General features: G+C 60.5%; 25 protein-coding genes. 12 read left to right on the forward strand and 13 right to left on the reverse strand.

Annotated elements, in window-relative coordinates; all coding sequences use genetic code 11:
- Positions 1-19: 19 nt before the first annotated feature.
- Positions 20-742 (reverse strand): TetR/AcrR family transcriptional regulator, encoded by a 723-nt coding sequence (locus tag J3474_RS11290; RefSeq protein ID WP_207094245.1) that lies wholly within the window; start codon positions 740-742, stop codon positions 20-22.
- 381 nt (positions 743-1123) lie between these two features.
- Here J3474_RS11290 and J3474_RS11295 point away from each other — a divergent pair, with 381 nt between their 5' ends.
- The 4 genes from J3474_RS11295 (at position 1124) to J3474_RS11310 (ending at position 6415) form a co-directional block, all read left to right on the forward strand.
- On the forward strand, positions 1124-3433 hold the full coding sequence (locus J3474_RS11295; RefSeq protein ID WP_207094246.1) for a TonB-dependent receptor: 2310 nt from the start codon (positions 1124-1126) through the stop codon (positions 3431-3433).
- A gap of 92 nt (positions 3434-3525) precedes the next feature.
- Positions 3526-4725: an acyl-CoA dehydrogenase family protein gene (locus tag J3474_RS11300; protein ID WP_207094247.1), complete on the forward strand. Its 1200-nt coding sequence runs from the start codon at positions 3526-3528 to the stop codon at positions 4723-4725.
- 24 nt (positions 4726-4749) lie between these two features.
- On the forward strand, positions 4750-5676 hold the full coding sequence (locus tag J3474_RS11305; RefSeq protein ID WP_207094248.1) for a 3-keto-5-aminohexanoate cleavage protein: 927 nt from the start codon (positions 4750-4752) through the stop codon (positions 5674-5676).
- A gap of 1 nt (position 5677) precedes the next feature.
- The gene (locus J3474_RS11310; protein ID WP_207094249.1) at positions 5678-6415 is read left to right on the forward strand and encodes an SDR family NAD(P)-dependent oxidoreductase; all 738 of its coding nucleotides are present in this window, start codon (positions 5678-5680) and stop codon (positions 6413-6415) included.
- A 149-nt stretch (positions 6416-6564) separates the two neighbouring features.
- On the opposite strand, the gene J3474_RS23020 is transcribed toward J3474_RS11310, so the two are convergent.
- The 6 genes from J3474_RS23020 to J3474_RS11340 form a co-directional block, all read right to left on the reverse strand.
- A complete protein-coding gene (locus J3474_RS23020) occupies positions 6565-6729 on the reverse strand; it encodes a TetR/AcrR family transcriptional regulator C-terminal domain-containing protein (RefSeq protein ID WP_207094250.1) in 165 nt (54 codons plus the stop codon).
- A gap of 69 nt (positions 6730-6798) precedes the next feature.
- A complete protein-coding gene (locus J3474_RS23025; protein WP_376706528.1) occupies positions 6799-7071 on the reverse strand; it encodes a TetR/AcrR family transcriptional regulator in 273 nt (90 codons plus the stop codon).
- Between the two features lie 59 nt (positions 7072-7130).
- Positions 7131-7685 (reverse strand): DUF4136 domain-containing protein, encoded by a 555-nt coding sequence (locus J3474_RS11325; protein ID WP_256437838.1) that lies wholly within the window; start codon positions 7683-7685, stop codon positions 7131-7133.
- Positions 7686-7792: 107 nt separating this feature from the next.
- On the reverse strand, positions 7793-9346 hold the full coding sequence (locus J3474_RS11330) for a DHA2 family efflux MFS transporter permease subunit (protein ID WP_207094253.1): 1554 nt from the start codon (positions 9344-9346) through the stop codon (positions 7793-7795).
- Positions 9347-9358: 12 nt separating this feature from the next.
- The gene (locus tag J3474_RS11335; protein WP_207094254.1) at positions 9359-10519 is read right to left on the reverse strand and encodes an HlyD family efflux transporter periplasmic adaptor subunit; all 1161 of its coding nucleotides are present in this window, start codon (positions 10517-10519) and stop codon (positions 9359-9361) included.
- A 26-nt stretch (positions 10520-10545) separates the two neighbouring features.
- Entirely contained in the window at positions 10546-11988 is a 1443-nt protein-coding gene (locus tag J3474_RS11340) for an efflux transporter outer membrane subunit (RefSeq protein WP_207094255.1), read from the reverse strand.
- Positions 11989-12152: 164 nt separating this feature from the next.
- Here J3474_RS11340 and J3474_RS11345 point away from each other — a divergent pair, with 164 nt between their 5' ends.
- From J3474_RS11345 to J3474_RS11355, 3 genes are all read left to right on the forward strand, one after another.
- Positions 12153-13079, forward strand: coding sequence for a LysR family transcriptional regulator (locus J3474_RS11345; protein WP_207094256.1), 927 nt, complete (start codon positions 12153-12155; stop codon positions 13077-13079).
- 94 nt (positions 13080-13173) lie between these two features.
- Positions 13174-14025: an SDR family NAD(P)-dependent oxidoreductase gene (locus J3474_RS11350; RefSeq protein WP_242528369.1), complete on the forward strand. Its 852-nt coding sequence runs from the start codon at positions 13174-13176 to the stop codon at positions 14023-14025.
- A 212-nt stretch (positions 14026-14237) separates the two neighbouring features.
- The gene (locus J3474_RS11355) at positions 14238-14834 is read left to right on the forward strand and encodes an outer membrane protein (RefSeq protein ID WP_207094258.1); all 597 of its coding nucleotides are present in this window, start codon (positions 14238-14240) and stop codon (positions 14832-14834) included.
- Positions 14835-15318: 484 nt separating this feature from the next.
- Here J3474_RS11355 and J3474_RS11360 read toward each other — a convergent pair whose 3' ends face one another.
- Genes J3474_RS11360 through J3474_RS11370 form a run of 3 tightly spaced genes read right to left on the reverse strand, consistent with a single transcriptional unit; the run spans position 15319 to position 17839 of the window.
- Positions 15319-15906 carry a hypothetical protein gene (locus tag J3474_RS11360; protein ID WP_207094259.1) on the reverse strand — a complete coding sequence of 196 codons (588 nt, stop codon included), beginning with the start codon at positions 15904-15906 and terminating at the stop codon, positions 15319-15321.
- 9 nt (positions 15907-15915) lie between these two features.
- A complete protein-coding gene (locus J3474_RS11365; protein ID WP_242528365.1) occupies positions 15916-17109 on the reverse strand; it encodes a M48 family metallopeptidase in 1194 nt (397 codons plus the stop codon).
- A complete protein-coding gene (locus tag J3474_RS11370; protein ID WP_207094260.1) occupies positions 17096-17839 on the reverse strand; it encodes a hypothetical protein in 744 nt (247 codons plus the stop codon). The genes J3474_RS11365 and J3474_RS11370 overlap by 14 nt, the downstream gene beginning before the upstream one ends.
- 1366 nt (positions 17840-19205) lie before the next feature.
- Between J3474_RS11370 and J3474_RS11375 the strand changes: the two genes are divergently transcribed.
- From J3474_RS11375 to J3474_RS11395, 5 genes are all read left to right on the forward strand, one after another.
- Positions 19206-19397, forward strand: a complete 192-nt coding sequence (locus J3474_RS11375; protein WP_207094261.1) for a hypothetical protein — start codon at positions 19206-19208, stop codon at positions 19395-19397.
- Positions 19398-19410: 13 nt separating this feature from the next.
- Entirely contained in the window at positions 19411-20289 is an 879-nt protein-coding gene (locus J3474_RS11380) for a hypothetical protein (RefSeq protein ID WP_207094262.1), read from the forward strand.
- 139 nt (positions 20290-20428) lie between these two features.
- Positions 20429-20899, forward strand: a complete 471-nt coding sequence (locus tag J3474_RS11385) for a hypothetical protein (protein WP_207094263.1) — start codon at positions 20429-20431, stop codon at positions 20897-20899.
- A 35-nt stretch (positions 20900-20934) separates the two neighbouring features.
- A protein-coding gene (locus tag J3474_RS11390) for an IS630 family transposase (protein ID WP_242528366.1) occupies positions 20935-21881 on the forward strand; the annotation gives its coding sequence in 2 pieces (ribosomal slippage) (positions 20935-21271 and positions 21271-21881; 948 coding nt in all).
- A gap of 96 nt (positions 21882-21977) precedes the next feature.
- Positions 21978-22349, forward strand: coding sequence for a restriction endonuclease (locus J3474_RS11395; RefSeq protein WP_242528370.1), 372 nt, complete (start codon positions 21978-21980; stop codon positions 22347-22349).
- A 166-nt stretch (positions 22350-22515) separates the two neighbouring features.
- Here the strand turns inward: J3474_RS11395 and J3474_RS11400 are convergent, their stop codons facing one another.
- From J3474_RS11400 to J3474_RS11410, 3 genes are all read right to left on the reverse strand, one after another.
- On the reverse strand, positions 22516-23010 hold the full coding sequence (locus tag J3474_RS11400; protein WP_207094264.1) for a hypothetical protein: 495 nt from the start codon (positions 23008-23010) through the stop codon (positions 22516-22518).
- Positions 23011-23385: 375 nt separating this feature from the next.
- Positions 23386-23688, reverse strand: a complete 303-nt coding sequence (locus J3474_RS11405) for a type II toxin-antitoxin system RelE/ParE family toxin (RefSeq protein ID WP_007014466.1) — start codon at positions 23686-23688, stop codon at positions 23386-23388.
- A 2-nt stretch (positions 23689-23690) separates the two neighbouring features.
- Positions 23691-23936: a type II toxin-antitoxin system ParD family antitoxin gene (locus J3474_RS11410; protein ID WP_013831443.1), complete on the reverse strand. Its 246-nt coding sequence runs from the start codon at positions 23934-23936 to the stop codon at positions 23691-23693.
- Positions 23937-24102 lie beyond the last annotated feature (166 nt).

A 24102-nucleotide genomic window follows, 5' to 3' on the forward strand; every position in this document is an offset into this window, starting at 1 on the left:
ATACTACACTCGTAGAATATTATCGAAAGAATGACCTTTCGATCAAATCCCAGAAGGCCGCCCGGACCTTGGGATCTTCAAGTGCGTAGCCGGTTGTCAGCTCCATCTCGCCGCGCAGCGAAGAAAGGGCCGAGGTAGCGCCAATCATGAGGTAATACAGCAGGTCAGGGTCGCCGCTGACCATCTCTCCGGCAGCTTGAGCTTCTGCGAGTTGCGGTCTCAAGCGGTCGCGAATCCGGACGAGATAATTCTCGACCAGCCAGCGGATTCGCTCTGGATCGCCGTACATTGAGCGCAGCATGAAGTTGTGAAACGCAGGATTGGCAGTGGTGAAATTGAAGTACGCGAGGAACTCGACGCGCACTCTTTCCTTTGCCGTCAACAGCGAGTCGCGAGGCACGACCGCGTCCAGAATTTCCCCCAGGCCCCATTCGGCGACAGCCCGCCAAAGAACGTCCTTATTGGAGAAGTGATAGGTAATCAGCGTGAAATCGAGTTTCGCGCGTTCGCCGATCCGGCGTATGCTGGCCCCGTCAAAGCCTCGCTCCGAAAATTCGTCGAGCGCGGCCGACAAAATAGCACGCCGCGTATCGATGGACCGCTGCTGCTCACGGCGCTTGTTCTGGCGGCGCTGCGAGGGCTGGGGCGGAGTGTCCGTCGCTTTCGCGGCCTTCTTGCGATCTGCGGCAATATGGCGCGCGCCGTGCTCTGCCTTGGCGTCTTCGGATGATGAGTCAGTCATAATCGGTACTCATAGGGACGGCCTTTCTGTGAGGGAAGGTGAAGCTGCGCCATCAGCCCCCCCTGCCCCTCATGCACTAGGCCACGATCAGCTCGGCACGCATCAATGTGCCTGCATTCGTTCCACGCTTCCACTAAATTCTACACTTGATGTATTTTATGTTGACTCGGTGCCGACGCTGATCCATTGTCATGTTCGGAGAGGATGATCGGCCCGCGCCTACGCCAAGCGGCAATGCCGCAGGCAGACGCGATCATCTCCACGCGAAAGCGGCAGCGGATCGCTTTCCCAGTTGCCGACACAAATCGCTGAACATCCGATCGAAACGCAGGTCGCTTTCGATGTCGGGGGAGATTGCGCTCGGCGCACGAGGAGGGAATGATGAAGAGGCATTTGGTTGGTCTGTTGCTGACTACGTCGGCGCTAGCGTTGCCCGGACACTGTGTTGCCGCCGAGACAGACCAGGATGGGGCCACCGCCAAGAACGAGATCATCGTGACCGCGCAAAAGCGCGCAGAGCGCCTCTCTGATGTGCCGCTGTCAATTACTGCGGCGACCGGCGATCAGCTTGCGCGTCAAAATGTGACTTCGCCGACGGATCTGGAACGTGTGGTTCCCGGCTTCGCTTATCAGAAGAGCAGCTTCGGCGTGCCCGTATTCACGATTCGCGGCATTGGTCTCTACGACACCTTCATTGGCGTATCGCCCACGGTCACGGTCTATGTCGATCAGGTGCCATTGCCCTACCTCGCGATGAGCGCGGGGGCAGGTCTGGACATCGAGCGGGTCGAAGTGCTCAAGGGGCCGCAAGGAACCCTGTTCGGCCAGAATTCCACGGGCGGTGCGATCAACTACATTGCCGCCAAGCCCACGCAGGATCTGAAAGCGGGCGTCGACCTGACTTATGGCCGTTTCAACGAGTTGGACGGTCAGGCCTTCCTAAGCGGTCCGATCAGCAACACGCTGCGCGCCCGCGTGGCGGTGCGCCACGAAAGCCGCGATGCCTGGCAAGTCAGCGAGACCCGGCCGAATGACAGGTTGGGCAAGCGAGATTTCACTGCGGCGCGGCTGCTGCTTGATTGGGAACCAACGGACCGGCTGAAGTTCGAACTCAACGCAAACGGCTGGTGGGACAATTCAGACACGCAGGCCGCGCAGTTCGTGGAGTTCGCCCAATCCGCTCCGGGAGGCTTCCCGGCGTCGAGCATTGTCTTGGGTGGCCGCTCTTCCGCGCCGAAGGACCCGCGCATCGCTGACTGGGACGAGAATGCCAATCTCAAGAAGGATGACCGGCTATACCAGGTGTCGCTGCGCGGCGATTACGAAGTGGCAGACCACGCCACGCTGACCTCGATCACGGCCTACAGCGACTTCAAGGCCTGGGATCCGACCGACGTCGACGGGACCGACTTCGATAACTTCCTGATGACTGTCGATGCGAGCATTCAGTCCTTCTCGCAAGAACTGCGCCTTGCCGGCGACTTTGGCGCGATCAAGTACACTATCGGCGGCAATTACCAGAATGATGTCGTCGATGACGCCGACCGGCTCCATTACAACGGCAGCAACTCGGGCACCATCACGCCGATGGGCCCGGTGCAGTGGTTTGACATCGCCAACCTGGCTTATCAGCACATCAAGACTGCCGCAGTCTTCGGTAATCTCGAATATGAGTTCGTAACTGGGCTGACGGCGCAGGCCGCGATCCGCTACACCGATCAGCACCGGCGCTTCCGCGGTTGCGTAGCCGATGGCGGCGACGGTGCCGCAGCGGCGGGCCTGTTCGTGCCGATCCCCGGCAACACCATGGCCCAGCCCGGAGAATGCCTCACCTGGACCTCCAGCACCAACCCCACGCGTTTGCCGGACGGCGTGCATGACAAGCTCAATGAAAACAACGTCTCGTGGCGTCTGGGTCTCAATTGGAAGCCAGCACCGGACGCGCTGCTCTATGTGAATGTCACCAAGGGCTACAAATCCGGGTCGTTCACCCCGCTGCCGGCAGTCGTAGCAGAACAACTTGCCCCGGTGACGCAGGAATCGGTGCTCGCGTACGAGGTAGGCTTCAAGACAACCTTCCTTGCGAACCGTCTCCAGCTCTCCGGCGCGGCCTTCTACTACGACTACAAGAACAAGCAGATCCAGGGTTACAAGGTCATTCAACCGTTCGGGCAGCTTCCAGCCAACCTGAACATTCCCAAGGGTAAGGTCGAGGGTTTTGAACTCGAAGCCACGCTGCGCCCGCTGACGGGACTGCGGGTTACCAGCGGCCTGTCTTACGTGCATTCCAAGGTCGACGGCGCTTTTTCAGGATTCGACCCTTATGGGCAAATGATCGACCTCAACGGCGAAGCCTTCCCGAGTACGCCGAAATGGCAGTTCCTGACCGATGCGCAATATGACTTTCCGCTGACGGGAGCGCTCAATGCCTATTTTGGCGGCAGTGTCACCGCGCGCTCTTCGACTTATGCCGCATTTGGCGAAAGGCCCAATTTCAAGATCGACGGCTACGCGCTGGTGGACTTGCGGGCCGGTGTCGAGACAGCGGACGGGCATTGGCGCGCCCAGGTCTGGGGCAAGAATGTCGGCAACATATTCTATGTGATCAACGTGTCGCACCTGGTCGACACGGTCCCGCGCACTGCTGGCATGGGCGCCACCTACGGCATTTCCCTGAGCTACCGTTACTGACGGGGTGCGGGGCACGCCCCGCCGCCACCGCAAAAACTGAATGTTTACCGGGTTCGATCGGACGATCGGCCGACTTTGAAGGAGTAAAAGTGATGGCGTCAAATGCGGCACTGGTTGAACTTCCGCGGAGCGCGGCCCCGCAGGCGGTGACCAAAGAGGAATTGCTCGAGCGCGCACGCGCGCTTGCCCCGGAAATCGCCGCGCTCGCCCGCGAAACCGAGCAGGCGCGCAAACCGCTGGACAGCGTGATCCGCAAGATGGACGAGGCCGGCCTGTTCACGGCACTGACCCCCAAGCGGTGGGGCGGACCGGAACTGGGCCTAGATACCCAGTTGGAAATCGTCGAGATCATCAGCTCGGCCTGCATGTCGACCGGCTGGATCACCGCTTTCTACATTGGCCATCACATCTTTGCCTGCCGCTTCAGTGAAGAAGCCCAGGCTGAGGTGTTCGCAAACGGTCCCCGCTGCCTCCTGCCCGCCAGCTTCAACCTGCTCATGGACGCAAAGCCGGTCGACGGCGGCTGGCGCCTTACCGGCAAGGCGACCTGGGGCTCGGGCATCATGCATGCCGACTGGGTGATGGTCGGCGGCCATTCTGAAGACGGCAACCGCGTCTTCCTGCTGCCCGTCAAGGACGTGACCGTCAAGGATGTCTGGCATGTCGCCGGCATGGCCGGCACTGGCAGCAATGATATCTACGTCGAGGACGTGTTCGTGCCGGCCCACCGGGCCGTGCGGCAGGAAGAATTCGTCATAGGTACGACCGAGGGCGCGCAAAAGCTCGGCAATCCCATGTACACCGCGCCGATCATGCCGCTGATCTACAGCGAGATCATCGGCATCTTCAGCGGCGGCCTTCGGGGCGCGCAGACCAATTTCGCCGAAACCATCAAGAATCGCATTCGCGCCGTGACGGCCCAGGTCGCAGCAGAGCGCCCCACGACCCACATCGATATCGGCCAGTCGTTCGCTACGCTCGATGCGGTGGAAGAACTCGCCCGCAGCGTTGTGCGCCGTACGCAAGCACTGGCGGCGTCCGGCGACCGGTCGCTGGCTCCGCGGCTCGAACTCAAGGCGCTGACCGGCCTGACGGCAAATATGTGCCGCCAGGCGGTCAACGAAATGATCAACCGTGGCGGATCATCGCTGTTCCTCAGCGAGCGGCCTCTGCAGCGCTTCTTCCGCGACATCAACATGATCGCCATTCACGCGCATTGGGATTGCGAGATCGGCTACGAGCAGCTCGGACGCAACTTCATCGGTCTCGAGCCGAACAACCCGCTCGTCTGACAGTTGAAGCCCAGGGAACCAGCGATGTCCAAAGTCATCATCAGTTGCGCCGTGACCGGCGGGGTCCACACGCCCAGTATGTCCGAATACCTGCCGGTTACACCCGATCAGATCGCCACGCAGGCGGTCGAAGCGGCCGAGGCCGGCGCTGCGGTCCTGCACCTTCATGCTCGCGATCCGGAGACCGGTAAACCTACCCCCGACCCGGATGTGTTCATGCAGTTCCTGCCCCGGATCAAACAACAGACCGACGCCGTGGTGAACATCACTACTGGCGGAAGCCAGGGTATGTCGATCGATGACAGGCTCGCAGCGCCGCTGCGGGCCTCCCCGGAGCTTTGTTCGCTCAACATGGGGTCGATGAATTTCGGCATGTATCCCGTGCTCGATCGCATCAAACAGTTCAAGTATGACTGGGAGCCGGTGCTGCTGGAGGCGACGCGGGACTGGGTTTTCAAGAACACTTTCAAGGATATCGAACAGATCCTCGAACGGCTGGGCAAGGGTCACGGGACGAGGTTCGAATTCGAGTGCTACGATACCGCGCATCTCTATACGCTTGCCCATTTCCTTGACCGCAAGCTGGTGACACCGCCGCTGTTCGTCCAGTCGATCTTCGGCATTCTTGGCGGAACGGCAGCCGATACAGAAAATCTGCTGCATGCCAAGCGGATTGCCGACAAACTGTTCGGGGACGATTACCAGTGGTCGGTACTGGCCGCCGGGAAGCATCAGGTTCCTTTCGCCACGATGGCGGCGATCAATGGCGCCAACGTGCGGGTCGGACTGGAGGACTCACTGTTCATTGCGCCGCACAAGCTGGCCAAATCCAATGCCGAACAGGTACGCCTCGTTCGTTCGATCCTCGAATCCCTGTCGATGGAGATCGCGACGCCTGCCGAGGCGCGTGAGATTCTGGCGCTGAAGGGCAGTGACAATGTCAATTTCTAACATGGGGGCAGGATCGTATCAGAGCAAGGTGGTCGCGATCACCGGGGGCACATCAGGCATAGGCCTGGCGCTTGTCGACGCCTTTCTTGCCGAAGGTGCTTCGGTCATCACTTGTGCGCGATCCGGAGACAAGCTCGCGCTGGTCCAGCAAAGCCGGCCGGGGCTTCGCACTGTGGTTGCCGATGTGACCCAGCCGGACGGACGGCGCGCGCTGATCAATGCCATCGACAGCGGCTTCGGCCGCCTCGACGTTTTCGTGAGTAACGCAGGGCAATTGATCGAGCGCGATTTCGCGAAGGGCAACCTCGGCGAGGACGAGCTAGCCGAAGAATTCGCGCTCAATCTCGTAGCGCCAGTTCAGCTTACCGCCAGCGTGACGCACCGCTTCCCGCAACTGGAAGCGATTGTCCTTGTGAGTTCAGGCTATGCCCTCGTCTCGCCGACCCGCTCACCGACCTATGGCGCGGCCAAGGCGGGTTTGCACGGTTTCGCCGAAGGCTTGCGCCGACAACTCAGGGCGCGGCGCGTGCAAGTGGTGGAAGTCATCCCGCCGGTCGTGGATACGCCCGCCACCGCGCATCGTCAGGTCGCCAAGGTTCCGGCTGAAAGCGTCGCTGCGGCAACGCTGTCCGCTCTCGCGAAGCGACGCCCTTTGGCTCTCGTCGGTCAAACCCGATTTTTGCCACTCATGCTCAGGCTTGCTCCGAGAAAGGTCTCGGAAATGGTCGCCAAGACTTGAGGCCCTGCATTATTCAGCTGAAGCACAAACATCTACTGGCACCACATTCAATCGCCGTGCCGGCCATATATCTTCAGAAAGGCGTCCGCTGCCTCGATCTCGGCGGATTCAGTTTTCTGAGCTATCGTATCACCCAGATCGCCCAGAAATTACCGTTCGAACAAGTCGCGCTCGTTGAGCCCCCTCCAATGCATCGCCGCGAGCCAGGAGTCGGCACGAACGAGCTTGCCCTTGCTCATCAAATCCTCGAAACCTTCGGCCAGCCGCTGCCAAGCCGGCCGAAGGACGGCTCGATAGAACTCGGTACCGATCACAGAACCCGGCGCTTACGCGGCCCCGATGCGGGCATAAGTGAACGGCAAGACGTTCAGCTTGGCCTTCAGCTACGCCGCACCGAGCTTGGCCAGGCCTTCCTCCAGATCGTCCTCACCAAGACACTCCGCGATCAGTTGATCGGTCCACTCGGTCAGATCGAATGCCAGGACAGCCCGCAGCAAATCCTCTTTCGAGCGGAAGTATCCATAGAGCGTGGTCTTCGAGCCGCCCAGCCGTTGCACGATTGCATCCATCGACGTTCCGTCGAAGCCGCGCTCTGCAAAAAGCCCGGCTGCCGTTCTCACAATATCCTGCCGCCGCTGCTCAGTTCTGCTGCGCATAATGCCTGACTTCGAGACCGGTGAATGAAATCCCGGTAAGGGCTGAATGTCGATCCGTCCTAGCGCGACGGCAAAGACTTGGTCATCTCCCGCAGCAGCGCGGTGAGCTTCGTCTCCGACACGTCCTTGCCGGTGACGCGCTTTTTCGAGGTTGCGCGCCGGACCATGCGGCCAGTCTGCCGCTCGATGAGGTCGAGTACTAGCGTGCCCTGCGTGTACTGGTGCGTGTCCAGGCTGTAGTCTTGCGCCGGACCGCAAACCGGAATGCCGCAGTTCGCGGCGTCGGAGGTCAGGCGGCCGGTGCTTTCCGGCTTCATGATGATCGTATAGACTAGGAGCAGATCGGCCTCGGCGGGATTTTCGACCTGACGGTATCCCTTCGCGGCCAGCGCGGTCTCGGTCGCCGCACGAAGCCTTTCGGCGGTGATTTCATTGGCGATGGCGGGGTCGGGCATGCCCGTCCCGACCGCGTTCATGCTCGTCCATGCGAAGGTTGATCCGGGGGCAAGCGCGGGGGAGGTCGTCTGGACAACATCAACGCGTGCCTCGACCGGCAAAGCGCCAACGATCGCGGTGAACCCGGCAGCAACTATTGCCCATCTTAACAAAGTCATCGTCTTTCCTTTCTTGAACCTGGGGGGAGAGGCCGGCACCGGCCGGGCGAAGGGAGGGACGATCCTTCGAGCGAACGGTGCCGGCAGTCAGCGGCGCGTGCGGGGGGTCAGTGCGCGCCGCTGGTATCGATCGGGCCCTTGGGTTTGGGCACGAGCCAAATGATGGTTGCCGCGGCGCCGAGGCAGACGGCGATCACACCGAACATGTCGAGCGTGGCCAGCATCACGCTCTGGCCTTCGACGATGTAGGTCAGCAGGTGGGTCGATACGCTGTGATCGACCCCCACGCTGTCCGCAACGTCCAGTACGCGCCTGCCATTGGTCATCACGCCGGCAACCTCGGTCTGGTTGAACCGGGTGGCGTTGGACCAGCCGCTCTGGATCAGCGAAGTGGCGAAGGCACCGGCCAGGGTCCGCATGAAATTGGACAGGCCGGCAGCGTTCGCCTGCTCGTCGTGATCCACGCTCGCCATTGCCAGGCCGGTCACGGGCACGAAGAACATGACCATGAAGATCCCGGTGATCAGCGTCGGCCAGGCCATCTGCAGGAACGTCACGTCACTGTTGAATTCCCACATGCGCCAGAGCATGATCCCGGCCAGACCAAGGATACCGAGGCAGACAATCAGCCGGGCGTCGATCTTCTCGACCGCCTTGCCGACCAGCGGCGAAGACACGACCGCGAGGATGCCCATGATGCCTGTGGCGTAACCGGCCCAGGTCGCGGTGTAGCCCATGTTGCTCTGCAACCAGAGCGGCTGGAGGACGATGCTGGCGAAGAAGGCGCCGTAGCCGACCGCATAAGTCAGCGCTGCTCCCACGAAGCCTCGGTGACGAAATATCCTGAGATCGACGATCGGGTTCTTCTCGGTCAGTTCCCAGATGAGGAAGCAGGCGAAGCCAATCGCGGCAACGATGCCCAGCGTGCGGATCTCCGGCGAGGCGAACCAGTCGTGGTTGCGGCCCTCGTCGAGCATGATCTGCAGCGCGCCGACCCAGACGATGAGCAGCCCCAGACCGACCTTGTCGATGAACGCCTCGGACTTCGGATCGGCCTGACCCCGCATCAGCGTCATGAGGGCAAACCCTGCGCAGGCTGCGACAGGCACCTTGATGAGGAAGATCCACTGCCAGCCATAGTTGTCGCAGATGATGCCGCCCAGGATGGGGCCCGCGACGGGACCTACCAGTGTGGTCATCGCCCAGATAACGGTCGCCAGCGTTGCCTTCTCCTTAGGGAAAATGCGCAGCAGCAGCATCTGCGAAAGCGGCATGATCGGGCCGCCAACGAGGCCGAGAAGCACGCGCATTCCGAGCAGCGAGCCAAGCGAGCCAGACATGCCACACAGCAATTGCACGGCGGCGAATGCCAGATAGCAGGTGATGAAGGTGCGCTGGGCGCCGAACTTCTTCGCCAGCCAGCCGGTCAGGGGGACGGTGATCGCCTCCGCAACCGCATAGGAGGTAATCACCCAGGTCCCCTGCGTCGCCGACACGCCAAGGCTGCCCGCGATCGTTGGCACGGAGACATTGGCGATCGTGGTGTCGAGCACGACAAGGAAATTGCCGAGTCCAATCAGGATCGCCGCCGCGAAGAGCGCCACCCCGGTCAGGGGTGGCGCGGTTCCTTGATGCGGCCGAGCCGCTGCTATCGCCGTCATGGGGAGCTGCCTTTACTTCGAGACGTTGACGTCGACGTTCATCGACAGACCCACGCGCAGCGGATGTGCGGCGAGTTCCTTGGCATCGAGCTTGATTCGAACCGGAAGGCGCTGGACTACCTTGATCCAGTTGCCGGTCGCGTTCTGCGCCGGCACAATCGCGAAGGCCGCGCCGGTGCCACCTGAAAAGCCGACGACCTTGCCATGGTATACGACCTTCTCGCCATAGAGGTCCGAAGTCAGTTCGGCCGTCTGGCCGGGATGGACATGGGCGAGCTCGACTTCCTTGAAATTGGCATCGACGTAGGCCGCTTGAACCGGCACGACGACCATCAGCATCGCGCCGGGCTGGACGCGCTGGCCAACTTGGACTTGACGCTTCGACACCACGCCGTCGATCGGTGCGCGAATGACGGTACGTTCAAGATTCACACGTGCCTGGTCAAGCTCCGCGCGGGCAGCCAGAACTTCAGGATTGTTGTCGACCGTGACGTTGGCGATCAGGGCGCGGTTGGCGTTGCGTTCACCGATCGCGGCTTCCCGGGCGGCATCGGCCTGGGCGCGAGAGGCCTGCGCGGCGCGAAGACCGGCTTGGGCGTTGTTGAGCGCATTGCGCACGGCAGTCACTTCATCGGCGGAAACGGCGCCAGAGGCGACCAGCGACTGGCGGCGATCAAGGTCGATCTGCGCCTTGTCAAAAGATGCCTTCGCCGCGGCCATTTCGGCATCGGCGCGCGCTGCATCGGCTGCGCGGGCGCTGATCTGGGCATTGAGCCCGGTGTCGGTAGCCTGGATACCCTGGACCTTGCGCATGGCCCGCGCGAGATCCGCCTCGGCGCGCGCGACGGCGATCCTGGCGTCGGTATCATCGAGCCGCACCAGCACATCGCCGCGATGGACCTGCTGGGTGTCTTCGACAAGCACCGCGCTCACCGGACCCGCGATCTGCGAGGTCACTTGGGCAACGTCGGCACCGACATAGGCGTTGTCGGTAACCGCGTGCTTGGAGGCAACCAGCGTATCATAGGCATAGGCGCCGCCGCCGATGATCGCGATACCGCAAGCCAGGGCAGCGAACAGTCGCTTGCGCTTGATCTTGGTTGCAATGTCGGAACTTGCGTTGAGTTCAACTTCTTCGATGGCACCGAAGGTGCCGGGATCTATGTCAGCCATTTTTGAAATCTCCTGGTATCGGGGGGTCACGCAGCCGAAAATCCGCCGCCAAGGGCACGGATCAACTGCACGTCGAGAGTGAATGCGCGGGCTTGCAGCTCTGCGACCCTGAGGCGGGCGGCAACGACGCTTTCCTGCGCCGTGAGCACGTCAAGGTAAGTCGAAAGGCCTTGTTTGTAGCGCTGCTGCGCCAGGCGGAGCGCGTCCTCGTAGTCGGTCAGCGCCTTCTGTGATTGCGCTGCGCGCTGCACGAGCATTTTCTGGCTCGTCACGGCATCGGCGGTCTGATGCAGCGCCTCGATCACCTGGCGGTTATAGAGCGCGACCGTCTCGTCATACTGGCCGCGGCTGCCGCGGTACTGTCCCTGAAGCGCGCCGCCATGGAACAGTGGAAGGCTTACCGCCGGTCCGACGCTGCCGAACTGGGACTGGTTCCTAAAGAGATTGTCGAGACCGAAGGACTGCAGCCCGACCAGTGCGCTGAGGCTAACGTCGGGATAGAAGGCGGCATGGGCCACTTTGATCCGCTGCGCTGCGGCTTCGACGCGGGCACGGGCAGCGGCCACGTCAGGGCGCCTGCCGACAAGCTCGATCGATGCCCCCGCAGGCACGCCCTGAGAGTGCAGCAAGGCAACGCCCGGGCGATCGATCGTCAGCGCTCGATCGGGACCGGCCCCTACCAGCGCGGCGAGCGCGTTCTTGGTCAGCGCGATGGCTTCGTCGGTGGCGGCAAGGTCCGCCTGCGTCTGCGGAATGCGCGCTTCGGCAAGCTTGAGCACGCTGGTATTGTCGAGGCCGGAATCGAAACGCTGCCGGACCAGCTTCAGCGACTGCTCGCGGATGTCGAGCGCGGATTCGAGACTGTCACGCTGGGCATAGAGCGCGGCCAGTTCGGCGTAAGTCGAGGCAACGCCGGTCGTGAGGGCAAGCCGCGCCTCGTCGAGCTCATACTCGGCCGCCTTCGCATCGAGGCGCGCGGCGCGCATCGCCGCGCGGTTCTTGCCCCACAGATCGAGGTCGAGCGTCAGGCCGAGCCCGACAGAGCCGCTGTCGTTCCAGCCGCTCGGAGTCACCCCGGCCGGCATGATGCCGTTCTGGCTGAGGCGCGATTCATTCGCCGAGCCGAAGGCATCAATCGAGGGCATGAGCGCCGCCCCGGCGGCTTGAGCGTAACCTTGCGCCGCGTGCATGCGCGCCGCTGCTGCGGCCAGATCGGGCGAGCCGGCCAGCGCTTCGTCCATGAGCTGGCCTAGCTGTGCGTCGCCGTAAACGCGCCACCAGCCGTCAGCCGGCCACTGCGAACGCGTTTCGGCCAGCGAGGCTGACGATTGGAAATCGCTCGCGGCATGGGGTTCGGGCTTCACGCCAAGGTCGGGAATCGACGCACAGGCGCTGGTGAGAAGAAAGGGTAGAAGAAGCGCCGCGCGTCCAAACCGCGCGGCTGCATGCGGATTATTGATGTAGGCCATGCCGATCTGTCCTGGGCTATTGTTCTCAGGGAGGGTCGTCGGCAGCCGCTGGGCGGGTGGAGGGCATAGCGCCAACGACCGCCGATACCGGCTAAATGAACTTGTTCTTATGCTTCATCAACGTGGCTTGAGTTCAACCAGTATGTCCTGTAGGTTTATGATCTATGGACACCCTGTTAAGCCTGCGCGTCTTCTGCAGCGTCGCCGAACTCAAGAGCTTCACGGCGGCGGCGGATCGCCACGACATGTCGCCGACCATGGCAAGCAAGCACATCCGGGCTCTGGAAAGCCGGCTTGGCACCCGGCTCCTTAACCGCACCAGCCGCCATGTCAGCATGACCGAAACCGGCGCACTCTATTTCAACCAGGCCAAGCAGACGCTCGAAGCGCTTGACGAAGTGGAAGCTGCAGTTGGCAATACCACGGTCGTTCCACGCGGGACGCTGCGGCTGGCGGCACCTCTGTGGTTCGACAACAGGCGCTTCTCGGCGATGCTTGTCGAGTTCGGTTCACTTTATCCAGAGGTTCAATTCGACATTGAACTGACCGGCAGAAACGTGAATTTGGTCGAGGAAGGTTTCGACCTTCTATTACGCGCAACCGTTCCCAGCGCGCTCGATCCAGGACTGATCGCACGGCCGCTCGTCGACATGCCGTTTCACCTCGTGGCCTCGTCCGCCTACCTCGATCGCGCGGGGCGGCCGGCAACGCTTGCCGATCTGGATGGGCGCGAACTCTTGTTGTGCAAGGGCATGCACGTCGGCACCGCGGTGCCGTTCGACGGACCGGGGGAGCGAGAGGTCGTCAAGTTCCAGGTCGGCTTCGAAAGCGGCAGCGAGTCCCTGCTGCGGCTGGTCGCGCAGGAAGGTTTGGGGATGGCCCTTCTGCCCGATCTGATGATTGAAGACGATGTGGCCACGGGGCGCCTGGAAAAGGTGCTTCCGGGAATTGCGCAGATCGGCACCCGGATCTACGCGATCTACCCCAGTCGCAAATTCCTGTCGGCCAAAGTCCGCAGCTTCATCGACTTCTTCAACGCCAAGGTTCAGCAACTCAACCGCGAACGCGAGGCGCGCCTTCGCACACCCTGAGGACAACAACCATGAACTGATGCGCGCTTGATCGCTGGCGCCGGTGCCATGACATTCTGTGCTCCCTTCCGATTTCGCGCAAAAGGTGGCACGCATGCATTACCGGGGTTTCCCGTTCCTTACCGCTCGCCCAGATGAAGATGACCTTCCCGTCCTTCAGGGCAAGACAGCCGTTGTCACCGGGGGAGGCACTGACATCGGACGCGCAGTCTCGCTTCTGTTTGCCCGGGAAGGCGCTAACGTGGTCATCGCAGACCTAAGCGGCGTCGCTGGTGAGGAAACGGTCGCAACGATCGAGGCAGAGGATGGAAGAGCCTGCTTCTTCCCCGGGGACTTGGCCGACCCGCAATTTCACCTCGGACTGGCTGCCTTCGCAAAGCACCGTTACGGCTGGCTCGACATCGCCGTAAACAACGCCTTTATCCATTCCCCACCCGTGTCACTCGCGCATATGTCGCCGAAGGGTTGGGACGAACTTACCGCCACCATCTCGGGTATCTTTTATGCGGTGCGCGCTCAAATCCCTGCCATGATCGAGGCCGGCGCAGGTGCGATCGTCAATATTGCGGGCATTCCAAGTGCTGGCCCTAGTGCCGGCGGAGCGGCCGGCCTCGGTGCTTTGTATCCCTCGATGCAGGGTCTGATCGGGCTGACCAAGGTCATTGCGGCGGAATATGCAAGACAGGGCATCCGGGCCAATGTGGTGATCCCGGGCGATGCTGACTTCGGTTTCGCCGGCGATCCAGATCTGCACCAGAAGCTTTCCGCTCATCCGGTGACGGACCGTTCCGCTTACAAGACCAAAGTCGCGCAGGCCGTTCTGTTCCTTGCCAGTTCAAGGTCAAGTTCGATCAACGGGTTATGCATGCCCCTGAATGACGGAACGTCCACGATGGAGATAATGTGCGGCAATGTCGGCGGGGGCGATCACAAGGATCCGGGCTAGGTTCCGGAGCTCCATTACAATTTTGGAGGCCGGCGGTTCGCTGCCGGCCTCTTTGATTTCGCTGGATGAAATTGGCGCTTGCGGAGGAAGATCGTGCACCAAGAGGACATAATCCTTGAACTGGATCGCGATTGATGAACTGACGTGAAGGGCGGAAGAGCGTCTCAACCGCTCCAGTGTGGAGCGGCCATTCCAAGAATCAGGAGAATCCAATGCGCCTCCCCAAGGTTGTCCTTATGTCCGCCATGCTCGGCACGGCCTTTGCTGGCACTGCGTTTGCCGAGGATTTCAACGGACCGTTCGTCGGCGTCCAGGCCGGTTTGAATTCGGATGACGTGAAAAATCCCAGTCTGTCGCTTGGCACCGTCGGGATCGATGACGATCAACAGGCGTTCACCGGCGGCGTCTATGCCGGCTACGACAAGCGCATCGCCGATAAGTTCGTGCTGGGCGTCGAGGGCAGCTTCGATCTCACCACGGATGACAATCTGCAGGCCGCGAACTACACGCTCGATCCGCAATACTCATTCGACCTGACCGCGCGCACCGGTTACCTCGTTACCCCGCAAACGCTCCTTTACGTCCGCGGCGGTTATGCCAACGCCCGCATCAAGACGGCGATCGCCGGCTCTGCCGGGCCCTTGACAGACACTGGCAACCAGGATGGTTGGACAGTAGGCGGCGGCGTCGAACGTCAGCTCATTGATCACGTATCCGCACGCCTCGAATACCGCTACTCGGACTTCAGCGAAGGCGACGGTCAATACGATCGCCATCGCGTGCTCGCAGGCGTAAGCTACCGTTTCTGAATGGTGCGAGTGGGCGAAGGCATAGCTTTCGCCCACATCGCAACAGATCATTGGAAAATCGATGCTTCTGTTCGGGTCCGCGGCCGATGGGCTGATCTCCTCCATCCGCAGAATACAGCATCACCGGACACAGCCGTTTTCGTATATGCGGTATAGCAAACGCAATGCATCTTCGAACAAAATCTGTCGTTGTGCTGCATCTGCAGGAAGAGCAACAAAGTGCGTGTCCCCACCCCCTGCCCTTCGCCCGCGCATTCCCTAACTTTATGTAGAGCAGGTTTTGACGCGCACATTTCAGATTGGGAATGGCCGCTTTGTCGGCGCTCGTTCATTACTCATCGTCCGGCCATGGAGGGATCGCAAGGCGACACCCTGCTCCGCAGCACAGACAATCTAACAGTAGTATAATGACCGAAATTCTGGCGCGGGCCGTGAGCCTCCCCGAACTCAAGGCGAAGCTGGTGCAAGCCTGCCGTCATCCAATTCACAGCTTTATTGAAGCAGCCAAAGCCCTAAATCTCTCGACATCCTTGTCGAAGAAGTAGATCGCCGGTGCCTCGTAAGAGACAAGGTAGAGCTGTCCGTTGATCATGGCGCCGACCGCTTCTCCCTTCCGGCGCACTTCGTCGTCGGCCTTGGTGAAGCTGTAGGTGAAGCGAATGCCGTTGTGGCCGTCGAGAACCGCTGGTACCTGCGTATCGACGGTCATCTGGTTGACAGCGAACTGGCTGCGATATGTCGTTTCAAGCAACGTCGGAATATCTGTGACGAGCATGTTCGCTGTCACCTTGGGAAGCGGGCGGTTCTTCTTGTCACGTTCACGCAGAAGCGGCCGGCCCTCAGGTACGCCTCCAAAGAATGTCACCTTGTTCAGCGCGTCTCCATCAAGCGTCCAGACCTCTACGTTCTTGCCTTCCTGAAGGCTCAGCTTGTTCCATTCGCCCGTCGGCGTGGCGTACATCCGGGACTTGGCAATGCCGGATCGCGGGCCGGCGCCGATAAGTGAGTTCGCAAGGCACGGCGATGATACGGCCGCGAGAAGTGCAAGGGCAGCGAGAGCGGTGCGCGACATGGACATACCTCAGTTCGGCAAAAGGGTTTTGATGATCGCCGCATCGGACGCGTCAGGAACTGCAGCCAGATAGGCGGAGAGCGCTGCCCGGCCTTCATCGACCTGTCCATTGCGGATCAGGGCCAGGCCCAGGTTCCTGTCGAGTTCCGGTCCAGCATAACCTGCGGCCTTTGCTTCCCGATAGAATTGGCTGGCGAGTTGCAGATCGCGAGGATTGGCGCGCGCCCGATACAATTCCCCACGGGCGAACTGCAGTTCGGGGGTCCAGCCGGACCGTGCTGCAAGGTTCGAGAGGATGTAATCCGCCCCGCCGAAGTCGTTCAGCTTGTTCTGCGCAGCCAGAAACCGTGGGAGATATGGTGCAATGGCGTCCTGCAGTTCTTGCGTTCGCGGATCGCCACCAGCGGGCAGTTTGTCCGCCGCTTCAGACAAGTAGGCCGCGCGATTGAGCGAGGTCGGGTGCGTGTCAAAGAACCCCGCGCTGTATCTTTGCTTCGCCTTGAGCTTCCTGCCACGTGCGGTGGCATCCTGCTCAGCCATTAGCGATTGCCATACCTCGGAAGCGGAATGCGCAGGGTAGCCCGATTGTGCCAGATACTTGAGACCCAGCAGGTCGGCGGCTGTTTCCTGATCACGGCCGAACCGAAAAATTGAGCCAGCAAGCGACAGTTGTGTATCGCCGGTCGGCGTGTTCGTGATGCCGCCCAGCACGGTCATCCATGCCATGACATCGGTTGTGGCGCGGCGGTTCTTGAACCCGCTCAGGCTGTGACGCAGCTCAAAATGCGCGAACTCGTGCCCCAGCACCGCTGCCAGCTCACCTTCGTTGCGCACGCGCAGAAGCAGGCCAGATTGAACCTGCATCGCGCCGTTGGGCATCATGGATGCGTTAAATCTTGGATCTTCGATGGCGTACACACGAACGCCGGAGCAACGGTCTTGGCCAACGACCCGGCACAATACGCTGAGCAGATACTTCTCGAGATTGCCGTCGCGGATACGCAAGGGGCTGTCGCGTAGTTGGCGTTCGATCTCGTCGACCTGCATCCACAGGCCGCGTTCATCCACGCTCGTCGGCTCGTAGGCCGGCGTGTAGGGCGGGAGCGCGAGTGCGGCGTCGGTGGCATGGCCTGACGCCCCCGCGAGACTCAGTAGCGCGACCGCCAAGAGTGCCAGATGCCGACGCATCTCAGTTGCCTGCAACTGCTACGTCAGCGGGCTTGCCCGGGAAGCCCTCAAGCAACTGCGAGACGCGCTTCTGCGCGCCTTCAGGTGTGCGCACGTCGCCGCCCATCTGACGATCGGCGTTGAGCCAGACAAGTTCGCCAGTCTTCAAGTCGACGAGGCCGGCATGGCCGACATGAACGCCCGAGGTTACCCCCACGCCGCCCAGCATCCCGACGATCTGCAGCACCTTGCGACCGGTCGATCCGTATTCGTCGTGCGTGGTGATGAATAGCGCGTAGTCCGCGCCATCGAGCGACTTCAGCCTCGACAGGCCGTTGCCCATGCCCCAGTCGAAGCTCTTGCTGTGCTTCTTGGTGGGCAGCCGGTTCCCGGGAAAGAACTGGTACTCGATCACCGAGTCCGCGACCGCGCTGAACAAGTGCGAGTATTGTGTAACCAGCGGGCCATCGCCCGTTGCCTGGTCGGAATACTCGACCACGACGTTACCGAGCTTCGACTGCGCGGCGGCGAGCGCGGTGGTGAGATATTCGCGAGCCTGCGCCGTCCAGTCTGCGTTCGGCTCGAACATGCCGCCGGTCGACTGCGCACCGACATCGATAACCGGCCGCATCAGAACGATGCGGACAGTGCCGGGCTTCAGCGCAAAGCCTTCCTTGCTCCCCGTCTTCTCCTGCGCCATCGACGGCACCGCTGCGCACATTGTCGCCGCGAGCGCTGCAGCGCGCATCCAATTTGCAGTTTTCATGAACCCCCTCATTGAATACTCTCGCAGTATGCATTTTCTGACGATAAGAAAAGACTTTCATTCTTCCGTTAAATTTCGTTCACCCGCTGATTGCTGCGATTTCCGACTGCCCCCGATTTTGCCGTCGTAGCGCTTGCCATAGACGATATCTGAAACCGGTCCTTCGTTGCCCGATCAGCCTTGATGAACGAATGGCTGGAATCATGAAGCCGATTTAAACCGCTCTACGTCCGGTTTGTCGAAGGATTTCGGGTGCTTGCGTACGAAATCCTTCGACAAAGCTGACATAGCGCCTGCGGCCGAAGTGCGCCCATTTCGGTCGATCAGAGGATGATTTGATGCGTCAGGGAGTGGACCGTCCGGATTCTCTTACAGACCAAGTTTGCCAACAGTTGGGAAGGATAAGCAGCGGCCTTTCGACATTTTCGGCGGCGATTTCGTTTAAACTTTTGGCAAGGCCGAACCTTTAGATCTTGCATGACCATAATCGGGATATGCCATGAGATTGCGTAAGCGCCCCTGGAAACTTCTGGCTTTACTGATTTTCGGGACGATCAGCCTAATATTTTTTGGTATCAACCTCCTTAGTGTTCCAATCGAACTGAGGCGATTGGGGGAGGTGAGTGCCGCAGGGACGCCCATCAAGTTCGTAATCGTAGTTATTGGATATATAATCCTCTGGATGGGTTTGACCTTTATGTGGGTTATATTTGCGCATGAGTGGGGGCGAGATCATCGTCCGCGGTTCAAGCCACCATTAGATGATCCCGATAAGCGTAGCCCCCTTTAGCTTATCTATTCCCGAACTGCGCCCACCTTTGCCGTTCGGCTCCGGCTTTCCAGCGCGAGTAATCCGACCTTCAGCCATGACGTGGTCTGGGACAAAGCCGCCGTTCGAGTATCCAAGCCTAAACGTCCGATCTGATTGAAGCCGGACATTTGGCGTGGTGTCATGCAGGCCAAATACTGGATGTCGCCAATTGGGATCTGGCGAACTGGTCGGCATCTGACTTGAGGATGCCGATGATCGCGATTGCCCGTTGTAGATGGTCTATCCCTCGGGGCACCAAATCCAAACCGGGTGAAGGCGTTAATAGACTTTTTACGGAGCCGCCGTGCTGAGCCCGTCAGGAATGACATAAGCGGGATATGGTAAATCCGGCTGCAGGGTTCGGAGCCGTCTGCTGTCGCGCGGCGATCTAGATGAGGCAACAGCCCGTCACTCAGGAGCAAAAAGGGTGAGGCAATGCGAATCCTCATCAGGTTTGTCGCGCTACAGTCTGCTGAGCACAGATTCTTTGCAATGGCCGATTTTAGAACTAAATAGGAATAGGAAGCACGTTGCCGGTGCTCGGTGGAGAATGAGATGAGCCTTTTGCAAATCCTAGGACTGGCGCCCTCTGAACGCGATGAGCGGATGAAGGCTCTCGTGTCGCACTCCTATGATTCGGTGAAGGTCGTCGGACGGGGCACCGTGCAGATTGACCCGAGAGAAGTGCGCACCTCGGCTGAGTTCAAGCAGGCTCGCGGAAAAGCCAGAGCTATCGTGAAGCGCTGATAGAGGCGCCGCTTTGCTTCTTCTCCTGATCTTTCCTGTGCTCGTCACAGGGTTCTACGCCTGCCACATTCATCCGGTATTTTCTTACACCCTCCATCGCTATGAGGGGCAGTACCTTTATCTGAAGAGCGCCGAGCTCGGGCTTCGCTGCTTCTTCCTGGCATTTCTGCTGTCGTTAGGCTTCCATTACATTCTGCCCGATCGCCTGACGCTGGGTTGCATCAACATTCCTCTGACGCTTTCCGACGCTGTAGTTGCTGGGATGAAAATGATGATGGCGATCCCGAGCGACGCCAATGGGGAGCAACTCAGTGAGGCGAGCAAGGCAGCTTGGTTCATCCAGCTGTCTTTCCTAACATTCCTTTCAGCCTATCTTGTGAAGTTCTTCGGGCACCTCAGCCTTCGGCTGCGCTTCGGGCTGTGGGATGCTAAGGTGCACGTGATCGGTGGCATATTAGAGGACAGCCCCCTCGATAATCTACTGTTCCGTTTGTCTCTCGAGAAGGACAAGCACGCCATGCTCGCGATGGAAGATCGCAAGGTCTACGTGGGCAAGATCATCAACCTGGGCGAGCCTTCGGCTACGACCGGAATGGATCAGGATATTGCAATTATCCCTTTGATGAGCGGGTACAGAGACAAGGATACGTTGAAGGTCACTTTCACGACCTTTTACGATGAGGTCGATGCCGATATCTCGATCTCACTGCGGCAAGACAACATCGTTTCAGCGACGCAGTTCGATTTTGATGCCTACAAGGTATGGAATCCGCACTCCGCGCAGACGGCAGAAGCGGACGAAAAAACTGTAGCCGGATGGGCTCGAACTCAAATTAAGAAGCTGGACAACTGGCTCGAATCTCTTGGCAAAGACGAAAAGGTTGCGCCGTGAATTCGATAGCAGTCCGGAGATGATCGCTGGGATATAGGGTAACCGAGCCGACCGATGAGGAAGTCGGCGACGTGCACTCCGCGGTGCTCAGGGTCATTCGCGCCGCCGTCAAAGCGCGACCATCAAAGGCGCAGCGGCGATGAGCAGCCTGCGTTCGATCGAGCTTGGGCTAATCGACGAGGTCTTCCGAGGCGGCGAGAAGGGCTATGTGCTCGATTTCTCGAACCGGACCTTCGCCGAGTTCTTCGTAAGGGAGCTCGATATCGACATCGAAGCCCCTCAATACGCCGTCGATGGGTCCTCCAAAGCTAAACGATTGCGCTGCTTTCTGGGGCAAGTGGACGACGGGACGGCAGCGCGGACGCTACGCGTTCTCTGGGAGCACCGTGAGGCGCTCCGTGGGCCCAGCACGCCGGATCCGATGCCTCGGGCAGCCGCTCAGGTCGCCGGATTAGTTGCCAGGCTCGAAGGCGCCGCTCCGCTGACGCCAGACAACGTCGTGCCGGCGCCGATGCTCGATGCGATCGATTTCGCAAGGCTGCGAGACCAGCTAGAGCGGTTTTCGACCGTTATGAATCGGCGGCGGATTCCCATTTGGCGTGATTTCTGATTCAGAATCCGTGCTGGTGAAGGAGGCCGGCATGGATGGGTCAACCTTTATCGATGGATTTGCGTTCGCGGCTTCTGGCTGCGGTTGACGGTGGGATGAGCTGCCGCGCGGCGGCGGAGCGGTTTGGCGTTGCTCCCTCGACGGCGATCCGCTGGCAGGCGCAGCGCCGCGAGACCGGCGACTTTGCCCCCAAGCCGCAAGGGGGTGATATGCGTTCGCGGCGGGTCGAGGAACGAGCGGAGGATATCCTCGCCGTTTGGGAGACGCACAAGGACATCTCGCTCGAAGAGTTGCGCTTGGCGCTGATCGAGCTGGGCCTGACCGTCTCTGTGGCGGGGCTTCATCGCTTCTTCGTGCGCCGCGGCATGACGCGCAAAAAAAGACTGGCCATGCCATCGAGCAAGACCGTCCCGACGTCCTGAGGCAACGCCGGCATTGGTTCGACGGCCAGCTCGATCTGGATCCGGAACGTCTGGTGTTCATCGACGAAACATGGACCGCCACCAACATGACCCGCAGCCACGGCCGCTGCCCGAAAGGTGAGCGACTGCGGATGGGCTTCCCGCACGGCCACCGAAAAACCACCACCCTTGTCGCCGGCCTGCGCATGACCGGCATGGTCGCGCCCATGGTCCTCGACGGGCCGATCAACGGCGACTGGTTCGAAGCCTACGTCGCCCAGGTCCTCGTCCCGGAACTGCGGCCCGGCGACGTCGTCATCATGGACAACCTGTCGAGCCACAAGCGCGCATCGGTGCAGGTGCTCATTGAGACCGCAGGTGCAACCCTGCGCTTCCTCCCGCCCTACAGCCCCGACTTCAATCCGATCGAGAAGGCCTTCTCTCGCCTCAAGGCCATGCTCAGGAAGATTGGCGAGCGGACCGTTACCGGCCTCTGGAACCTAATCGGAAGGCTCGTCGACATCTTCCAGCCCGATGAATGCGCCAACTACTTCAGCTCCTGCGGTTACGACCCAGACTGATCGAAAACCGCTCTAATCGCCATTCGTGATCTTGAACCGCATCGCCGAGGCTATGACTTCGAGCGTTTCCTCACCGAACTCTTCGACGCCTTCCGTCTGAAAGCGCGCGAGCCCTTCCGCCTCGACGGCGAACAAATCGACGGCAGCTTTGAACTCGGGAACGAGACCTACCTCGTTGAAGCGAAGTGGCTCAACCGCAAGGTCGGCGTTGCTGAACTCCACACCTTCCACGGCAAGGTGGAGCAGAAAGCGTCTTGGGCGCGTGGGGTGTTCATCAGCTTTGGCGGCTTCACTGAAGAGGGACTCCGAGCGTTCGGTCGCGGCAAACGCGTTATCGGTGTTGAGGGCAAGGATCTGTACGATGCGCTGGACCGCTGTATCGGCATCGATCGGCTGCTGGCGCTTAAGGTGCGCCGCGCCGCTGAGACCGGGGAGGTATTCGCGCCTTTCGCAGGTCTAATGCCCTGAGACGCTGAACGTATCGGGCGCAAAGCCGACCGGCTGATCTGCCCGACACGAATGACGGTAGTCAGCAAGAGCCGCTGCTGACATCGAAGACGCTGAATGTCTCTAGCTGGTCGGTAGCGGGGGTAGGTTCTGGTCATACCCGGCCTTCGGAAGTCGCGGTGCGGCGTCAGAAGGAAAACTCGAGCCGCATGGGGCCTGCGATTAATTGCGGTACCGCCGCCGAAACTTGGCCGGCGACCAGCGTCGAGAGCCGATCTTGGAAAATCCCTCCGCGCGCACTGCGCATCCCGGCCCAGACGTCGGTCCACCAAATGCCGTGGAGACTTATCTGCTCCGCAAGGGCGGCCACGATCGCAACCTCGAACGCGATGTCGCACGCCGTTCTCGCGCCACAATGGACCATGGAGCCGTCGATGATCTCGAGGATCCCATACGCGGCGGACGTACACTTCCACTCGTCCGTGCCCTCGAGCAGGCCGCGCGCCCTGACCTCGACCTCGAGCGCCTTGGGGTCTTCTTGGGTCAGGCCATCGATGTCGAGGAATTGCAGATCGCCGCTAGAGGCGCGCAGCTCAAAAATCGCCCCACCGTCGCCTGCCCAGCCATGCCGCCACGTCTCCGGCTCTTGCGACACCGACAGGAGCCCGAGCTCAAAGTCCATGTATTTCGGGACGAGCCTGCGGATCGGAACGCCTGCCTCCAGCTCCAACGCCCCGAGGTGGTAAGTCGCCGGTATGCTTAAGACGGGTAACAGCAAGGATCATCGCTCCACGGGCGGTCACAAGGTTAACTGAGCACAATTGTCGGAATGCTCGCGGACATAGCATCATGTGAGTGTCCAGGGAACCGCGCGGGTGCGGTCTGGCGCGCAGGCGCACACCGCTTCCTAACGGACTGATCGCGCGAGAATGACCGCTTTCAGCGGGAGCTGCCGTTAACCCGCCCGTAGCGGAACGACCAAAGTTGGTCGGCAGGAGAAACGCTAAGTGTGGTGAGAATCTCTGCGGATTGGCCGCCAGCACGGACCTTTTCACGGCTAACCGTCGTAATTCGATGATGTCCAATCTTCCCGACCATGCCGGACGCGTAGAATGATGACCTCGCCCTCATTTCCTACATCATAAATCACCAGGTGGGCCTTGTAGGGATGCACGCGAACTGGCGGCGAGATTTCCTCTCGCAAGCGCGCAGCATGGGGATAGTCTGCGAGAAACGCGAAAATCGCACTCAGCCCTTCGTGATAAGCGTCAGCCTGCGGCAAGCCAAACTGCTCGATGCCTTCCAGAAAAATGGCTGTCAGATCGTCGGCTGCGGCGCGTGTTAAGTGAAAACGTGGCACAGTCAGGCTTGCAGGCCTGCCTGGCTGATCGCTCGCGCCCGGATATCCGCCATCGTCTCATCGCTCAGACCGCCAGCTCGGGCGTCGTCGACAAGGCGCTGCATGGCGGCAATCTTGTCGGCGCGTTCCTGGTCACGGCGGATAAGATCGCGCACATAGTCGCTGGCATTGCTATACCGACCAGTATCAGCTTGCGCTTCCACCCATTGCTTCATCGGATCGGGCAGTGAGATGTTCATCGTAGCCATGGCAACCTCCATGCCCTGCAATAGCAAAGATTGGCAAAGCTTGTCAATTTCTGCTCAGCCATGACCTACCCCCACGAATAGGGACAATTATGCAGCCGACGCCTCGCAACACCTCCCCCTGCGGCTGCCAGACGTTCTTCCGTTAGCCAATTCTGGCTATCGGAGA

Source organism: Novosphingobium sp. PY1 (assembly GCF_017312445.1).
Taxonomy (GTDB): domain Bacteria; phylum Pseudomonadota; class Alphaproteobacteria; order Sphingomonadales; family Sphingomonadaceae; genus Novosphingobium.

What these genes read in the sequence shown, in the direction of transcription:
- J3474_RS11330 (WP_207094253.1), bottom strand. Translation starts at nt 9,346, where the DNA reads ATGACGGCGATAGCAGCGGCTCGGCCGCATCAAGGAACCGCGCCACCC.
- J3474_RS11335 (WP_207094254.1), bottom strand. Translation starts at nt 10,519, where the DNA reads ATGGCTGACATAGATCCCGGCACCTTCGGTGCCATCGAAGAAGTTGAA.
- J3474_RS11345 (WP_207094256.1), top strand. Translation starts at nt 12,153, where the DNA reads ATGGACACCCTGTTAAGCCTGCGCGTCTTCTGCAGCGTCGCCGAACTC.
- J3474_RS11290 (WP_207094245.1), bottom strand. Translation starts at nt 742, where the DNA reads ATGACTGACTCATCATCCGAAGACGCCAAGGCAGAGCACGGCGCGCGC.
- J3474_RS11340 (WP_207094255.1), bottom strand. Translation starts at nt 11,988, where the DNA reads ATGGCCTACATCAATAATCCGCATGCAGCCGCGCGGTTTGGACGCGCG.
- J3474_RS11310 (WP_207094249.1), top strand. Translation starts at nt 5,678, where the DNA reads ATGGGGGCAGGATCGTATCAGAGCAAGGTGGTCGCGATCACCGGGGGC.
- J3474_RS11355 (WP_207094258.1), top strand. Translation starts at nt 14,238, where the DNA reads ATGCGCCTCCCCAAGGTTGTCCTTATGTCCGCCATGCTCGGCACGGCC.
- J3474_RS11300 (WP_207094247.1), top strand. Translation starts at nt 3,526, where the DNA reads ATGGCGTCAAATGCGGCACTGGTTGAACTTCCGCGGAGCGCGGCCCCG.
- J3474_RS11325 (WP_256437838.1), bottom strand. Translation starts at nt 7,685, where the DNA reads ATGACTTTGTTAAGATGGGCAATAGTTGCTGCCGGGTTCACCGCGATC.
- J3474_RS11295 (WP_207094246.1), top strand. Translation starts at nt 1,124, where the DNA reads ATGAAGAGGCATTTGGTTGGTCTGTTGCTGACTACGTCGGCGCTAGCG.
- J3474_RS23025 (WP_376706528.1), bottom strand. Translation starts at nt 7,071, where the DNA reads ATGCGCAGCAGAACTGAGCAGCGGCGGCAGGATATTGTGAGAACGGCA.
- J3474_RS11385 (WP_207094263.1), top strand. Translation starts at nt 20,429, where the DNA reads ATGAGCAGCCTGCGTTCGATCGAGCTTGGGCTAATCGACGAGGTCTTC.
- J3474_RS11370 (WP_207094260.1), bottom strand. Translation starts at nt 17,839, where the DNA reads ATGAAAACTGCAAATTGGATGCGCGCTGCAGCGCTCGCGGCGACAATG.
- J3474_RS11375 (WP_207094261.1), top strand. Translation starts at nt 19,206, where the DNA reads ATGAGCCTTTTGCAAATCCTAGGACTGGCGCCCTCTGAACGCGATGAG.
- J3474_RS11360 (WP_207094259.1), bottom strand. Translation starts at nt 15,906, where the DNA reads ATGTCGCGCACCGCTCTCGCTGCCCTTGCACTTCTCGCGGCCGTATCA.
- J3474_RS11410 (WP_013831443.1), bottom strand. Translation starts at nt 23,936, where the DNA reads ATGGCTACGATGAACATCTCACTGCCCGATCCGATGAAGCAATGGGTG.
- J3474_RS11400 (WP_207094264.1), bottom strand. Translation starts at nt 23,010, where the DNA reads ATGGACTTTGAGCTCGGGCTCCTGTCGGTGTCGCAAGAGCCGGAGACG.
- J3474_RS11350 (WP_242528369.1), top strand. Translation starts at nt 13,174, where the DNA reads ATGCATTACCGGGGTTTCCCGTTCCTTACCGCTCGCCCAGATGAAGAT.
- J3474_RS11305 (WP_207094248.1), top strand. Translation starts at nt 4,750, where the DNA reads ATGTCCAAAGTCATCATCAGTTGCGCCGTGACCGGCGGGGTCCACACG.